The organism is Nocardioides furvisabuli, from assembly GCF_021083185.1.
GTDB classification, from domain to species: Bacteria; Actinomycetota; Actinomycetes; order Propionibacteriales; family Nocardioidaceae; genus Nocardioides; species Nocardioides furvisabuli.
Genome location: NZ_JAIGQB010000001.1, coordinates 24421 through 40844 on the forward strand (window position 1 = coordinate 24421; position 16424 = coordinate 40844).

The following is a 16424-nucleotide window of genomic DNA, read 5'->3' on the forward strand; positions in this document are numbered from 1 at the left end:
CACTTCATGGACGACGACAAGCACGAGGCCCTGCAGCAGACGGCGATGCAGATGATCCTGCATGCTGGTGACGCCCGGGTCTGGCTCCGAGCCGCCTACGAGGCGATCGCGGACCAAGATTTCTCCAAGACCCGCGAGGTGCTAGCTAAGGCGAAGGCCGACATCACACTGGCTCACAAGGCACAGACGCAGCTGATCCAGGACGAAGCGCGCGGCACGCGGCACGACGCTAGCCTGCTGTTCAACCATGCTCAGGACACCTTGATGACCGTCAATAGCGAGTGGGTCACAGCGAACAATCTTCTGGGCGTCATCCAGGTGCTGGTCACGCGGATCGATGCGATCGAGGCGCTGGTGCGTGACGATGAAGTCTGAGGCGCGGAGCGCCTTCCCGAAGGACTTTCTCTGGGGCGTGGCCATCGCGGCCAACCAGGCGGAGGGTGCGTGGCAGGAGGGCGGGAAGGGTCCATCGCAAGCGGACGTCATGCGCTTCGACCCGGACCTGGACCCTCGCTCGATCGAGACAATTGGGTCGAGGGACGACGTGGAACGCGCGCTCGCCGACGTCTCGGGGGTATATCCCAAGCGGGACGGTATCGGGTTCTACGAGACCTATCGTGACGACCTCGAGCTGCTCGGCCAGATGGGCATCACTGCCTTTCGTACGTCGATAGCATGGAGTCGCCTCTATCCCCGTGGTGACGAGAGCGAGCCGAACCCCACTGCTCTGAAGTTCTACGACGATCTCTTTGCGACCGTCCGGCACCACGGCATGCGCCCTGTCGTGACACTCACGCACTACGAGATGCCGTTGCACCTCGTGACTGAACTCGGTGGTTGGCGCAGCCGGGAGGTAATGGACCACTTCCTGCGCTTCGCCCAGACGGCCGTCGCTCGCTGGTCGCCGCTCGTGGATGTCTGGATGGTGTTCAACCAGCTCAACACCGGGCTGCTGGACCCCTTCCTCGCCCTCGGCCTCCTCGATGTGCCGGACGCGGAGATGCCTGCGGTGAAAATGCAGGCGTTGCACCACCAGTTCGTGGCCAACGCGGCGGTCGTCGCGATGGTCCACCGAGCGAACCCGGACGCGCTCGCGGGCTCGATGGTGCTGGACATGACGGCGTACGCCGCCTCGACCCGGCCGGCAGACGTCCTGGCGCAGGTCCAAGAAGAGCAGGCCACTCTGTTCCCGAGCGACGTCCTGGTCCGCGGCGCCTACCCTCCGGTGGCGACCCGATACCTGCGCGAGCATGGCAACAGCCTGGACATCCGCGAAGGAGACCTTGAACTGATCGCCGAGCACCCGGTGGACTATCTCGCGATCAGCTACTACGTGACCCGGGTCGTGGGCGAGGGGCCGACCTCGCTCGACCGGATTGGCTGGTCCATCAACGGCGACCTGCCCAATCCGCACCTCGCTTCCTCACCCTGGGGATGGCAGATCGATCCGCTTGGCCTGCGAACGGCGCTGAACAAGTACGCCGACCGCTATCCCGGCGTACCGATACTGATCGCAGAGAACGGGCTCGGGGCCAACGACGTCCTGACATCCGCGGGTGAAGTCCACGACTCCTACCGGATCGACTACCACCGCGAGCACATCAGCGCCGTCCGCCAGGCGATCGACGATGGCTGCACGGTGATGGGATACCTCGCCTGGTCGGGCATCGACGTCGTCAGCGCGTCGAGCAACCAGCGGTCGAAGAGGTACGGGTTCGTCTACGTCGACTTGGACAACGTCGGGGCGGGCAGCGAACGCCGAATCCGCAAAGACAGCTTCGACTGGTTCAAGAAGGTTGTGACGAGCCGCGGTCGGGCGCTCGACTGAACCTGAGCTCGGTCTTGCCGGGACCGTCGACTGATGTCGAGCCGGCGTGCCGGAGATTCCTAGTTGACGCGAGGACGCCCGGCCACGGCTCGATCGAGGGCCGGAAGTTCGTCGCTGCCATGCCCCAGCGCGATCGCCTGGTCGAGAAGCCTGGCCACTGACCGGGGGACGCCGGGGCTGTCGTGCTGCTGCTCACTGTCGGTACTGCGTCAATCGCCGCACCCCGCTTCTGCGGATTTGGGCAAAAGCCCCACGCCGTTGTCAGGGCACTGTCGGTTCCTCAACCTGAGGAGGAACGATGTCGGAGATCGACAACTCGAATACCGCGGGCGAGGACGAGCAGCTTGAGCCGCCGGCCAAGCCGCCGGGCCCGCCGGGTCCCCCCGTGCCGGACCCAGACCAGCACGACGACTGATTCACCGATCGCACGAACCGTGTCGCGCTTGAGCTCGCAGACACGACGAGAGGGCCCAATATGAGCCAGGTACTGGTAATTGGCGCGCGAGGCAAGACGGGACGACACGTGGTGTCCGGGCTCGTCTCGCGTGGTGTGTCGGTAAAGGCGGCATCCCGCAATCCAGATGAGTTCGACGGCGGACACGGCGTCCCTACCAGATTCGAATGGCACGATGACTCGACCTGGGGGTCGGCTCTTAACGGCGTAGACGCCGTGTACTTGGTGAAGCCTGAGTCTGAGGATGTCGTCGATGTCGTGTCGCAGTTCGTGAGTCGAATGCAGGACGCCGGCGTACGCCGACTCGTCTTGCTCTCCGAATGCGCGACTCAGACCCGCACCGACGACGTAGCGGAGCGTCGTGCAGAACTAGCGGTGGAGGCCACGAGTCTCGACTGGACCATTCTCCGCCCGAGCTGGTTCATGCAAGACATCATCGATGATGACTTCTTCGGGCCCATGATCCGCGACGACGGCATCATGGTCATGACCACCGGCGGGTCTGCTACTGCCTGGATCGACGCCCGAGACATCGCCCAGGTAGCTGTCGAATTGCTCATCTCTGGCGGCTACAGTCAGCAGGCGCTCGACCTGACGGGCCCGCAAGCGCTCACGCTGAGCGAGCTTGCTGACCACATCAGTGCCGCAAAGGGGACTCCCGTGCTGGGCGTCGAAGAGACGGTCGCCGACGCTGAGAGTCGTATGCGCCAAGACGGGTATGACGAGGACACCATCGCGTACCTGACCCGGATCGCTGTCAGCATCATCGATGGACACACCTCTACCGTCACGGGCCACGTCGAGAGCATCACCGGGCACGCCCCTCGCACCCTCGAGTCCTTCTTGGCCGAGAACGAAGCACAGCTTCAGCCCTCGGCACCCACAGACACCTCCGAGAGTGCCGAGCAGAACCTCGCTGCAAAGAACGAGGCCCTCTTCAGGCGTCTGGTCGCTGCTTGGGCCAGGAGTGACTTCGACGCACTGCTCGACTGCTTCGCCGACGACATGATTTACACCGACATGCCCTTCCACGACGCACCCGTTGTGGGCAAACCCGCTTTCCGGCGACATGTCACCGACTACAACGCCCTGTTCGCCCACGGACACGTAGACGCCGAACTCGTGACAGTGGTCTCCACCGATTCGCACGTGGTCGGCGAGCTGTCATGTCGCGCCGTGTATGTCGGTCCCGGCGCGCCGACCGACGGAGTACCGGTCCATTGGTACGCCACACTCGTCGACACCGTTGTGGACGGCAAGGTGACCTCCGAGCACGCGTACTTCGACCCGACGGTATTCGCCAACGCTGTCCAGCACGTCACAGCGTGACGATCTGCATCGCGAGGAGTCGTCTGGGAGAAACGGGGCGACCCCTCCTGCGTGACGTGACAGCGATTGTCGGATGACCGACATCCCAGACCTCAACTTAGCCGTCTTGGGTGGAAGTAGCTGTGAGCCGCTGAATCTACGTTGGCGAGATGACGATGGACCCTCGCCACGCGCCGCTGTTCGAACCGATCCGCGTGGGACCGAAGACCTTCCGCAACCGGTTCTACGTCGCGCCCCACTGTTCCGGTCTCGGGGTGGAGTATCCGGGTGCGCAGGCATACCTGCGAGGGATGCGGGCAGAAGGCGGATGGGCCGCCGTCAACACCGAGTACTGCGCGGTCGACCCCGAGAGCGACGACTCTCCGTGGGTCCAAGCACGACTTCTCGATGAACGCGACGAAGCCAACCTGCGCCTCATGGTCGAGCGCGTTCACGAGTTCGATGCCCTCGCCGGCGTCCAGCTCGTATACATGGGCGCCGACCACACCGGATACGTCACGCGCCTTCCCGCCGGCGGACCGTCCCAGGTTGCCAGCGCGATGTCGGGCCACTCGTGCTACGCCATGGACAAGTCCGACATCCGTCGCATCCAACAGTCCTACGTCGCTGCAGCAATTCGCGCCCGAAACGTCGGATTCGACCTGATCCAGGTCGCCGCACGTGAAGGGTTCTCCCTCCCGCTGCAGTTCCTGTGGCGCTACTGGAACCACCGCACCGACGAGTACGGCGGGTCTCTCGAGAACCGGACGCGATTCTGGCGGGAAACGCTGGAGCAGGTACGCGAAGCGGTGGGTGACGACTGCGCCATCGTGGCCGGGTTCTGCTTGGACTCCTTCAACGACACTTCGGACAGAGCATTCAAGGTCAGCGACGACGGGGTGGGTGTCGTCGAACTGCTCGATGACATCGTCGATCTCTGGGACATGCAGGTCGGTCACCTCGAGGACGACGTCAGCTCGTCACGGTTCTTCGAACCGTTCTGGCAGCGCGGCTACATCGAGCAAGTCCGGCCCTACGCCAAAAAGCCCATCGCTGCCGTCGGACGGTTCACAGACCCCGAACTGATGGCCCGGGCGGTAGGTGACGGGGTCATCGACATCATCGGTGCCGCTCGCCCAGCAATTTCTGACCCGTTCATCCCCATCAAGATCCAAGAGGGTCGAGCCGAAGACATCCGCGAATGTATCGGTTGCAACATGTGCGTCTCGCGGTTCAACAATGGCGGCGGTCGCATCGTCTGCACCCAGAACGCCACCGTCGGTGAGGAGTACCGTCGCGGCTGGCATCCCGAGAGGTTCAATACCTCCGACCGCGCCGAAGAGCCCATCCTCATCATCGGCGCCGGACCCGCCGGCATGGAATGCGCACGTGTACTGGGCGAGCGCGGTTTCGAAGCAGTCCACCTCGCGGAGGCCGACGCGGAGATCGGCGGTCACGTCAACTGGGTGTCGCAGCTGCCCGGATTGCGTACGTGGCGACGAGTGGTGGAATACCGCGAAGCTCAGTTGGCCAAGATGTCGAATGTTACCGTCCTCACCGGCAAGCACTTCGACCTCGAAGACGTCCTGGACTACGGGGCCTCGACGGTCATCGTCGCAACAGGCGCGAGCTGGGATCGTACGGGGACGAGCCCTCTGACCCACGTTCCCGTCGCTGGCGCGGACGCGTACCCGACCATGGTGTTCACGCCAGAGGACGTCATGCTCGAGAAGCGCGCAGTCGACGCCGACCGGGTTCTGGTCTACGACTGCGACGGCTACTTCATGGGGTCGAGCCTGGCGCAGAAGCTCGCAATCGAAGGCAAGAAGGTCACCCTCGTCACGCCCGCCGACCAGGTCGGGTCCTACCTGTTCCACACCGACGAAGGAGGGCACGTGATGCACGCGTTGCTCGACCTCGGCGTAGAGCTCGTGACGAGTCACACGCTCGACGGCATCGAGCCGGGGACGGTTACGGGGCACAACGTCTACCACTCGGCCAAGGAGATCAGTTGGTCTGTCGACGCCGTCGTACTGGTCACGCAGCGTCGGTCCCGCAACGATCTCTACGAGCAGTTGACTGCTGCGCCGGATCGACTCCGCTCCGCAGAAATCAACCAGGTACTACGCATCGGTGATTGCGTTGAGCCGCGTGTCATCGCCGAGGCAGTCTTCGACGGCCACCGCCTGGGCCGTGAGATCGACACCCCTGACCCGGCCACGCCGCTTCCATTCATTCGGGAGCAGCGCATCCTGGGGTGGCGAGAAGAGGACTACGACGGGATCCTGCGGCACGTGCTGCCGTTGACACCGGTGTCCCGTACGTCGCTCCGATGACGCAATCTCGACGACAGAACAGGAAGGACTGAGATGACCTTGTCGTTGGACACGGGACGACGGATTGCGCGGTCCGTCCACGCTGCGGCACACCGACTGCAATTGCGGCCGCTCACGATCGTCGTGCTCGACAGTGGGGGGCACGTCGTCGTAGCGGAAAGGTCGGACGCCTCGCCGATCGGTCGATTTGAGATCGCGCGAGGCAAGGCCTACGGCGCATTGGCGCTCGGCATGAACTCCCGCGCGATCATGGAGCGAGGCGAACGCCAGCCACAGTTCGTGGCTTCGGCCACAGCAGCTCTCGACGGACGCGTGATTCCCGTACCGGGCGGCGTTCTGGTCGACGATGCCAGCGGACGGCTCGTCGGGGCGGTGGGCGTGTCCGGGGACACGTCCGACAATGACGAATTGGTGGCGATGGAAGCCATTACTGCAGCGGGCCTCGCGCCCCGAGGCGCATGGGCATAGCGCGACCGACCGTCTCCGAGTCGGCTATCAAGCGAGGTTGAGCGCGCCACGTTTTAGTCGATGCCGCCGTAGCGACCAGCGCAGAACGACCGGAGACGGTCGGCGAGGATGTGTAGCTCAGCCGCCGCGTGATGCTCACGGTCCCAGGCGGCGTGCAGGTTGATGCTGAGTCGACCGGCGGGCGTTCGGATGGCCACGGGTACGAGATCGAATCTCGGATCGTCCGACACCACAGCGACTCCGCGACGAGCCGCTGCAAGCGCCTGTGCGACTCGCGGGTGTGCGCACTCGATGGGTTCATGGTGGGCGAGGCAAGCAGCAACCATGGCGTCGTCGAGCAGAAGACGAGGCCGAGCGGACCGGTCGAGCACGATCAAACGTTCCCTCGCAAGATCCTCAAGGTCCACCTCGTGGCTGGCTGCGAACCGGTGATCAGAAGAGACGTAGGCCCACACCGGAAGTTCCGCGACGAGCCTGCCAGCGAGCTCCCGCGGCGGTGGTGCAGTCAGTATCGCCATGTCGACGCGCGTCCCGATCGCGGCAAGGGCCTGCGGGTAGTTGCATTCTTCGACAGTGATGAGTGGATCGTCAGGAGACAGTTCGGCCAGGAATGGGGCCAGTACGTCCGACAGCGTGGTGGTGGGTGCCGCCATGCGGACGCGAGTCAGTTGGCCGGCGGCTAGGGAGGAGGCAATCGACGCCGCACCGTCCACGGCAGAGGCCACGGAGTCGGCGGCCGTGAGGAACTGACGCCCTGCGGCGGTGAGTTCCAACCTACGGCCGGTACGCGTGAAGAGCACGAGCCCCAGGTCGCGCTCAAGCTGCTGAATCTGGCGCGACAACGCAGGCTGCGATACCAGCAGTTCACCTGCCGCGGCCGAGATGGTGCCGAGACGGGCGACGGCTCGGAATGTCTCCAACAAGCGCAATTCCATGGCCGCAAGCGTCTCATGCATATGTGCCAAGCGCATACCACTGTAGCCGAAACAGCATTGGACGACATGAGCATGGTAGCGCACGCTGAGTGGGTGACCACCTACGCACCTGACGCAATGACTGCTCGCCGCCTCCTTACCGAACTACCTGGTCCCCGCTCGATCGAGCTTGCCCAGCGCAAGGCAGGCGCCGTTGCAGACGGCGTTGGGACGACCATGCCGGTCTACGCCGTTCGCGCAAACGGTGGAACCGTTGAGGACGTCGACGGCAATGTGTTGATCGACCTGGGCTCCGGCATCGCCGTCACGACCGTGGGCTCAAGTGCTCCCCGCGTCATTGACGCCGTTCGTCGTCAGGTCGAGGAGTTCACGCACACCTGTTTCATGGTCACCCCCTACGAGCCTTACGTTGAGGTCGCGGAGCGACTCAACCAGCTCACCCCGGGTGCCCACGACAAGCGGACCGTCCTCTTCAACTCAGGCGCTGAGGCAGTCGAGAATGCGGTGAAGATCGCTCGCGCGCACACCGGTCGGCAGGCCGTCGTGGTGTTCGACCACGCCTATCACGGGCGTACGAACCTGACGATGGCGATGACCGCCAAGTCGATGCCCTACAAGCACGGCTTCGGACCCTTCGCGCCCGAGGTGTACCGCGCCCCCCTGTCGTACCCCTTCCGGGACTCCGGTCTGGACGGACCGGAAGCGGCGCGGCGCGCGATCGACGTCATTGAGAAGCAAGTCGGCGCAGACAACCTCGCGGCTCTCGTCATCGAGCCCATCCAGGGCGAAGGGGGATTCATCGTCCCCGCTCGTGGGTTCCTTGCCGGGCTCGCGGACTGGTGTCGCCGCGAGGGAGTCGTCTTCGTCGCAGACGAGGTCCAGAGTGGCTTCGCGCGCACCGGCAAGATGTTCGCCTCGGAGCACGACGGCGTGGTACCCGATCTCATCGTGAGCGCCAAGGGCATCGCCGGCGGGTTGCCCCTGTCCGCCGTCACCGGGCGCACCGAGATGATGAACGCCGTGCACGCCGGAGGACTCGGCGGCACCTACGGCGGCAACCCGCTCGCATGCGCCGCCGCGCTCGCCGTCATCGACACCATCCTCGAGGACGACCTGATCGATCGGGCTGTCCAGGTCGAACACCTCATCAAGGGCCGGCTCGAGAAGCTGCGTGCCCGCGACGACCGGATCGGCGACGTTCGCGGTCGCGGGGCGATGGTCGCCGCCGAGCTCGTCCTTGCCGGCACCACCGAACCCGACCCCGGCCTGGCCAAGCAGATCGCCACCTATGCGCACCAGCAGGGCGTCATCGTCCTGACCTGCGGGACCTACGGCAATGTTCTGCGTTTCCTCCCGCCGCTCGTCATCAGTGACGCCGAACTGCACGAAGCATTCGACGTCCTCGACGAGGCATTCGCAGGAGTGGCGCGGTGAGAGGCATCAGCGTCACTCGTGCCCGGATCGTCGTCGGTGGCGACCCATCGGCTCGGGCCCTCACGCAGCTCGTCGCCTCACGCACGCACCTTGGCCGGGACAACAGCTGACCCGTCATCGCGTCAGCCCCTCTACCGACAGTCATCGACTCATCCTCCGCGAATCGACCACAGGCGTCCCCGTCGCAACCGCCCCAAGCACACCACCAGAGAGGCCCCTGCCCGTGAGCAAGCTTGACCCCATCTTGACCCGACTGGACCCCGAGGCAGGGATCTTGATCGGCGGGCAGTGGAGAAGGGGAAGTCGTTCGTTCGACGTCGACAATCCCGCAGACAAGACGATCCTGGCCCGAGTCGCAGACGGCGACAAGACACAAGCGCTCGCGGCCGTCTCGGCTGCCGTGGCAGCTGCCGCTGGCTGGCGCGACACAAGTCCGCGGAGTCGCTCGGAGATCTTGTACCGCACGTTCGAGGCGATGCGGCGCGACGCCGACGAGTTCGTCGCGCTCATCTGTGCCGAGAACGGGAAGTCCGAAGCTGACGCTCGCGCCGAGGTCGGCTATGCGGCCGAGTTCTTCCGCTGGTTCGCCGAGGAGGCCGTCCGAACCGGGGGGCAGTACGGCGAGGCGCCGGCCGGCGGGGTGCGCACTGTCGTCACTCATCGTCCCGTTGGCGTCGCGGCGCTCATCACGCCGTGGAACTTTCCGGCAGCCATGGCAACGCGCAAGCTCGCGCCAGCGCTCGCGGCGGGCTGCACGGTCGTTCTCAAGCCCGCTGCCGAGACGCCCCTGACGGCGCTGGCGGTGGCTCGCGCGCTCGAAGCCGCGGGACTCCCCGACGGTGTTGTGAACGTCGTGCCCACCACTGACCCGGCTGAGGTGGTGACGACGTGGATGGAGTCGCCGCAGGTGCGGAAGGTGTCCTTCACTGGATCCACCGGCGTCGGTCGGCACCTGCTCCGTCAGGCCTCGGAACGAATCGTCAACGCTTCGATGGAACTCGGTGGCAACGCGCCGTTCGTCGTTGCGGCAGACGCCGACCTCGAGGCGGCCGTCGACGGGGCGATGATCGCGAAGTTCCGCGGCGGGGGACAGGCGTGCACCGCAGCCAACCGAATCTACGTCCACGACTCGCGGGCTTTCGATTTTACCGCGATGCTCGCGGCCCGTGTTCGAGCGCTCCGCGTCGGTCCCGGCACTGACGCCCGTTCAGAGATTGGACCCTTAATCAGCTCCCGAGCGGTGGAGAACGTTCAGGGTCTCGTCGACGATGCCCTCAGCCGCGGTGCTCGTATCGCGGCAGTAGCCGAGATCCCGGACAACCTGAGCGGCTACTTCTACGCACCCACCGTCCTGGGCGACGTCGCTCCTGACGCGGCCGCAGTCCAGAACGAAATCTTCGCGCCCGTCGCGCCCGTAGTGACCTGGAACGACGAGTCCGAACTCCTCGACATGGTCAACGGACCCGAAATGGGTCTGGCCGCGTACATCTATTCGCGAGACCTCAAGTGGGCAATGCAGATCGGCGAGCGTGTGGACGCTGGAATGGTCGCGCTGAACCGCGGCCTCGTTTCCGACCCTTCCGCTCCCTTCGGAGGACTCAAGCAGAGCGGACTCGGACGCGAAGGTGCTCGCGAAGGCCTCGCGGAGTATCAAGAGACTCAGTACCTCAGCATCGACTGGAGCCCGGTTGAACGGGCGGTGTCGACGTAACCTGCGGTGATTGCGGCCCGAGGTTGCCAGACGCAGCCGGGAGCCAAGTAGGGGGCGGCACTCCTGTGCACAGTTTCCTGCGCCCCGAATCTGGTTGGCGGCGACATGTCCCGCTGCGAACTCGCAGACAAGCTGCGCGAGATAGGTGTTCGGGCTCTGGGTCCAGGACCTCACATCCCGAGCGCGTAATTGTTGCCCGCCCGCCTGACGGAATCCGTTGGGCAGGACCGCAGACCCTGGCAGCTCGCACGCCTTCCGTTGGACTGATGACCGTGGCGGTCCTTCTCCACGCGCAGCCGTCCTATGGCTCGTATGCCATCGATGGGGCGGTTGTCGCTTCCACGCATCGCCACGTGTTCCGGACAACTCACTTCGAGCCATGATCGCGACGAATCAAGCGGCTCGGGCTCGCACTCGGCGCTTGGCTTGGCGCTTGAGGAATGAGCGGCTCCGCTGATTACCGACCCGGCGTGCTCTTCGCCAGAGTGGGTCCAGCGCGGTCAGTCAGTGACCCAGCAGGCTCCAGAACGAGGACGCGAGGCGCGACGGCTTGCCGGAAGCGGCCTCGGTCTGGTCCGCGATCGAGAACGCCATGGTGCCTGCGTTGACGCCCAGCCAGCGAAACGGCTCCGGCTCCCACTTGCGTGACTGCCGACCGGCCCATGGAAGTGCGCGGACGCTGTCCTCGCGGTCGCCGATCTCGGCAGCAAGGGTTCGTCCGGCGAGGTGCGCTGTTGCGACGCCGTCTCCGACGTAACCGCCTGCGTGAGCCAGTCCTGTCCGTCGGTCGTAGCCCACCGATGGGTACCAGTCGCGAGGAATGCCCAGATTGCCGCCCCACGCATGGGTGAATTCGACGCCGTCGATGACCGGGAAGATCTCGGTCAGGATGCTGCGCAGCTTCGCGTGAACGCCTTCGTCGTTGTCGTACTCGGGTTTGATACGAGAGCCGAAGTGGTAGGGAGCCCCACGTCCGCCGAATGCGAGCCGCCCGTCGGCCGTGCGCTGACCATAGATTCGCAAGTGGCGCTTGTCGCTAAAGGTCTCGCGTCGGTGAAGCCCGATCTCATTCCACTGTTCGTCGCTCAATGGTGCGGTCGCGACCATGAGCGAGTACATCGGCACCAGGTCGCGCTTGGCGCCCGGCAGGTCGGCGGTGTAGCCCTCGGTGGCTCTGACGATGACATCAGCACGCACTGAACCCCGCGACGTCGTCAGACGCCGATCGCCGATCTCCAGTACCGCCGTGTCCTCGTAGATCTTGACGCCGAGGTCGCGGACCACGCGGGCCAGCCCGCCTGCGAGTTTGGCGGGATGGAGAACAGCGCAATGCGGGGTATAGGTGGCTCCAAGTAGATCCGAGGCTGCCACTCGACGGCTGGCCTCTTCGCGGGTCAGTAGTTGCATGTCGTCGGCAGCGAACCCCCAATCTCGCCAAACCTGCACCTCGCGTTGTGCACGAGCCCACTGCGCGGCGTTGCGCGCGGTCGAGATGTAGCCGGCTTGCTCGAAGTCACAGTCGATTGCTTCTGCGGCTACGACCGCGCCGATTTCGCGCACGGTCGAGAACATCGCTCGCTGCATCTGTGTCGCGTCGAGGCGGCTGCTGCTGGACTCAACCTTCCTGAGACTGGCGGGGAAGATCGCGGAGCACCAACCGCCGTTGCGACCCGACGCCCCGAACCCGACAAATTCCTTTTCGAGGATGCCAATCCGCAGCGTGGGGTCGGCCTTGATCAGGTAGTAGGCCGTCCACAGCCCTGTGTAGCCAGCACCGACGATGGCGACATCAACGTTCGTGTCACCGGGCAGTTCGCTGCCAGGGGTTCTGCCCAAGTTGGCGTCTTGATGCCAGAAGCTGATCGCAGCAGGGTCCGGGCTGTGCGTGGGCGTCATCGGGCTACTTTTCTTCCGCTCGGTGGGAGTGAGGAGCTCGAAGGGCAACTCGCATCGCCAATCGAACGTGCATCAGTCTCGTTGTGGCTAGCACGTCGACGCCATTGGACCGTCGACCAAACTCCGCACCCTCTGCTGGACGCACGTACGAGCGGTTCAGGATCCGGCTTGTCCGTCGGTCGGGGCGGTGCTGGCCTTCAATGACGTCACGCAGCTGATCCGGGCCACGGCCGCTGGAGCGACGCATGTCGGAGCGGTCGGCGAGGCCGTCCTTATGTGTCACTGCCGGAGCCGTCGCGGAAGGGCCGAACGGTCCTGCTCGACATCAGGCTTGACTATTGCGTGACGCGATTTCTCGACAACGTGGACAGCTGTCCTGCTCAGAATCGAGAGGGAATGACTGATCCCACCACTTGGTCCAGGACTCGCACCTGATGCCACACGCCGTGGTCATCGTGCCCATCTCCTTGGCGTGGATCCTTGACGTCGGCACCATGACGACTTCTCGGGTCTCCTCTTGGCGTCGACTCGACTCAGCGACGACGAACCACCTGTTCACGCAATCACCGACTTTGGGCTCCGAAGCTGGCGGCCGTTGCAACATGCAAGGAGGACCGCCGTAACGCGGCTCGCCGTCGGCGCGCCTGATCCATCCGGCCCGGTCGAACTGTAGGACGACGCGTTGCGGTCGGCCTGTCGGTGATCAGAGAACTTTGCGGAAGCTTCTGTCGGAATCATGGCCTCAGGGAGTGAGGGTGGCGGGATCAGCGAGGCCCAGAACACGCCTCTGGCCCTGACCGGTCGACGGTGAGCGGACGACGAGATGCCGGTTCGTGAGGTGTTGCGCAGGACGGCCTACGTCAGTCCACCAGCCGCAGTGACTCGCGCTTGTAGGGCAGGGGTGACGACGGGTCGGGCGACTCGAACTCGCGTGCCAGACGATGACCGTCGAACATCACCTCGGCCAGCGGGCGCGGCGACAGTGCGTCGCCGATGCAGTAGACGGCATCGATCCCCGAAGCATCCAGTGCTTGGCGATCGGCCATCAGTTGCTGGTACAGATCGTCGACCGGGGACCGCATCGTCACGAGCACCGCTGCGTCCGTCTCCAGCGAGAAAGGCACCTCGAATTCGCCCACGCCCCGAAGCACTCCTAGGCCGGCTTCCGTCAGAAGGACGTCTCGATACATGGCTACGCCGCTGGCGTGGAGGGATGATCGAACGGCGGGCCCGTCCAGCGTCAGGTCCCCTTCCGCGGCAACGCTGGCGTGCGGCGTCACGATCGAAACGTTGTACCCCTCGTTTGCAAGCAGCTGAGCGAGGCTTGACCCCAGGTAACCGCCCTCAGCGTCGTAGACGCTCACCCGGCACCCGGGGGTGGGCCGCTCGCCCCCGAGGAGCAGTTGTTCCGGCGTGAACACCCACTTCAGACCATCAAGTCCTGGTAGCGCCGCGTGTGTGCTTGGCGTGAGGCCGTTGCGCAGCCATCGGGCGCCTGTCGCTATGACCACGTGCGAGGCCCCGTAGTCGAGAATGGCGTCTGCGTCCAGGGTGGTCGCCGGAATGAACTGTAGGTTCGAGAGTTTGTCGACCTGGATGAGCCTGTGGTCGATGAATCGTCCCCACTCTCGCAGTCCCGGTAGCTCGACCACGGGACGGAGATGTCCACCGACCTGGTCGGCGGAGTCCACAAGGTGCACCATCTCGGCTCCCCGTTTCGCGAGTCCGATGGCTGCTTCCAAACCAGCTGGTCCGGCGCCGACGACGAGGATGCTGGCGTTCTTGTCTTCGAGTGGTTCGAACCGTTCAGGGTGCCAGCCACGCCTGTATTCCTCGCCGGCAGTGGCGTTTTGCGCACACGCCATGTTGCCACGATCAAGACTGCTGATGCAGTGGTTGATACCCATGCATTCCCGGATGTCCTCGGTCCGCCCCTCGTAGAGCTTCTGGGGAAAGAAGGGGTCAGCGATCGATTGACGCGCCGATCCGATGATGTCAATGACGCCGGACCGCACGGCCTGTGCCATCGAGTCAGGGCTCGTCCATCGGGAAACTCCGACGATGGGCTTCTCGGTAGCACCGCGTATACGCGTGAAGAGATCCATGTTGCGCCCCTCGGGGATGACTCGCGAGGGACTGATGTCGCTTCCCCAGTCCAAGACGGACCCGACATTGAGATCCCACAGGTCGACGAGTGGATCGGCCATCTCTATCAAGGCCGCGCTCTCCTCAAGCGTGTGCCCCCAGGGACCTTGCGTCTGGACTGACATGCGAGTCGCGATGGCGCAGTCGGCACCGACTGCGTCCCGGACTCGGCTGAGCGTCTCGACCCAGAACCTGGCCCTGTTCTCGAGCGACCCTCCGTACCTGTCGTTGCGGTGGTTGTGGAACGGTGACAAGAACTGCGCGAAGAGGTATCCATATCCGGCCAGCACGTCCACGATGTCGTAGCCCGCGTTGCGGCCGCGCACGGCCGCGTCGACGAAGGACTGTTCGACGCGGTCTATGTCCTCAACAGTCATGATCTTGGGAGTCCCGAGCGGCCCCGCGGGCGGCGGCAGCTCGCCTGCCAGGCCGGATGGGGATAGAGCATGCTCGCGGGACAGCCGCCGCATGGCGTGGGCGCCACCGTGGTGCAGTTCGATGCTCGCAAGCGCCCCATGGTCATGGACGGCGTCCACCATCAGCTTGTGTCGTCGTTCGTCTTCGTCGTCCCAGATGTCGCTGGAGTGCAAGGGGAACTCGTCGCTGCTGGGTCCGACGCTGGAGAACTCTGTCGAGACTGCGGCCCAACCACCTTCAGCGCGAACTGCACGGTATGAGGCCCAGGTGGACGGACGCAGCACTCCATAGGCAGTTCCATGAGGAACGTTGAAGAACCGGTTACGCAGGGTCTTGGGACCAATGGTGATCGGCTGGAACAAGACCTTGTGATGATCAGCTGGGGGCACGGAAGATCCAACCTCGCTTCAGAGATCACTGGACGGCCGCCAGGACGGCTTGCACAACGCCTGCTTGCTCGGCGACGCGATCATCGGCGAGGACGTCGTGTGTCGCGACCTGGGCCTTGCGAGAAGTCCGCTGGCTAGCCAGAGGTCTTCCTTGGTGCACTCTTTTGCGGGTCCGACGCTAACCAGCGAACTGAGGGCCTGTTTTGTGAAGATCGCCAAAGGCGTGGACCATCCTTCGACGGATAGTTCTAAATCAGCGGGCTCCCGTGACGCTTCGAATGCCGATCCTCGATGAACGAGGTTGTCGCGATCACTGCTGCGATGTCCGTGAATCGCCAGCGTTCTGACCCGGAGCACGGCTGCAAGCCCACGAACGTCGTGCCTCCCAGCGATCGCGTCGCGTACGCGGACAAGCTGTGTCACCGCGCGCTCGGGGGAGCCGAGTGCTCGAGTCCCCCGCGGGGTCGCCACGCTGGCTCTCGAACGGACCTCGCGTCAAGCAGTCGTCACCCACTCATAGCTCAACTGCACGAGGTCCCACACGACCTCCAGCTCCTGACGATCCCTGGGACCGAACACCAGCAGGGCATCCTGCACTGGATGAGGGAGGCCCCATCGGGCGTCCTCCACCTCCTTCATCACCGACCCGGGGACCGAGAGGTGGAGGCTCCCGTCGTGATGAGGATGCAGGTGCGCGAACTCGCGTCCCCGCTGAAATCTCTCCGGCGGAGCCGACCCGAAGCCTTCCGCGAGGTGGAGAGCCCGTGCGTGCGACACCGACACCAAGGTCGGGGCCATGTAGGTAAAGGGAAGCGCACGCATGCGGAACCAGAGCTCTTCCTGCACCATCACCGGAGCGATCTGGGAGCGTTGACCGTGCGGGGCTGGACCGATCACGTCCGGCAGCGAACCTTGGCGGCGGGGCAGGGCGAACGCGTGGAATGTCATCGCCGACCTCTCAGCGCTGACGACGCGCCAGCAACGAGTGGGTGTCTGCTAGAGATCGCTTGTCCCACCATGAGGTAGTCGAGGTCTGCGTCCTCGAGGGCCGAGAACACAGGTCCGGCTGGATGGAATGACCAGTCGCAGAAGCGGTCTCTTGC

Annotated in this window: 11 protein-coding genes; 7 read left to right on the forward strand and 4 right to left on the reverse strand. The window is 64.7% G+C overall.

The genetic code is table 11. From position 1 onward, the window contains the following. Positions 1-6 precede the first annotated feature (6 nt). From K4G59_RS00115 to K4G59_RS00135, 5 genes are all read left to right on the forward strand, one after another. Entirely contained in the window at positions 7-375 is a 369-nt protein-coding gene (locus K4G59_RS00115; protein WP_231248465.1) for a PTS lactose/cellobiose transporter subunit IIA, read from the forward strand. Then, the gene (locus K4G59_RS00120) at positions 365-1828 is read left to right on the forward strand and encodes a glycoside hydrolase family 1 protein (protein WP_231249247.1); all 1464 of its coding nucleotides are present in this window, start codon (positions 365-367) and stop codon (positions 1826-1828) included. The genes K4G59_RS00115 and K4G59_RS00120 overlap by 11 nt, the downstream gene beginning before the upstream one ends. A gap of 475 nt (positions 1829-2303) precedes the next feature. After that, positions 2304-3611, forward strand: a complete 1308-nt coding sequence (locus K4G59_RS00125; RefSeq protein WP_231248466.1) for an NAD(P)H-binding protein — start codon at positions 2304-2306, stop codon at positions 3609-3611. Positions 3612-3760: 149 nt separating this feature from the next. Further along, complete coding sequence (locus K4G59_RS00130) at positions 3761-5926, forward strand: oxidoreductase (protein WP_231248467.1); 2166 nt, start codon at positions 3761-3763, stop codon at positions 5924-5926. Positions 5927-5959: 33 nt separating this feature from the next. Beyond that, complete coding sequence (locus K4G59_RS00135; protein WP_231248468.1) at positions 5960-6394, forward strand: GlcG/HbpS family heme-binding protein; 435 nt, start codon at positions 5960-5962, stop codon at positions 6392-6394. Between the two features lie 53 nt (positions 6395-6447). Here the strand turns inward: K4G59_RS00135 and K4G59_RS00140 are convergent, their stop codons facing one another. Further along, complete coding sequence (locus K4G59_RS00140; RefSeq protein ID WP_231248469.1) at positions 6448-7329, reverse strand: LysR family transcriptional regulator; 882 nt, start codon at positions 7327-7329, stop codon at positions 6448-6450. 66 nt (positions 7330-7395) lie between these two features. On the opposite strand from K4G59_RS00140, the gene gabT reads away from it, so the two are divergent. Both gabT and K4G59_RS00150 read left to right on the forward strand, forming a co-directional pair. Next, complete coding sequence (gene gabT / locus K4G59_RS00145; RefSeq protein WP_231248470.1) at positions 7396-8763, forward strand: 4-aminobutyrate--2-oxoglutarate transaminase; 1368 nt, start codon at positions 7396-7398, stop codon at positions 8761-8763. A gap of 223 nt (positions 8764-8986) precedes the next feature. Further along, the gene (locus tag K4G59_RS00150; protein WP_231248471.1) at positions 8987-10474 is read left to right on the forward strand and encodes an NAD-dependent succinate-semialdehyde dehydrogenase; all 1488 of its coding nucleotides are present in this window, start codon (positions 8987-8989) and stop codon (positions 10472-10474) included. 504 nt (positions 10475-10978) lie between these two features. Here K4G59_RS00150 and K4G59_RS00155 read toward each other — a convergent pair. The 3 genes from K4G59_RS00155 to K4G59_RS00165 form a co-directional block, all read right to left on the reverse strand. Further along, positions 10979-12370: an NAD(P)/FAD-dependent oxidoreductase gene (locus K4G59_RS00155; RefSeq protein ID WP_231248472.1), complete on the reverse strand. Its 1392-nt coding sequence runs from the start codon at positions 12368-12370 to the stop codon at positions 10979-10981. 860 nt (positions 12371-13230) lie between these two features. Beyond that, a complete protein-coding gene (locus K4G59_RS00160) occupies positions 13231-15321 on the reverse strand; it encodes an oxidoreductase (RefSeq protein WP_231248473.1) in 2091 nt (696 codons plus the stop codon). Between the two features lie 495 nt (positions 15322-15816). Then, positions 15817-16269, reverse strand: a complete 453-nt coding sequence (locus K4G59_RS00165) for a luciferase domain-containing protein (protein WP_231248474.1) — start codon at positions 16267-16269, stop codon at positions 15817-15819. Positions 16270-16424: the final 155 nt, after the last annotated feature.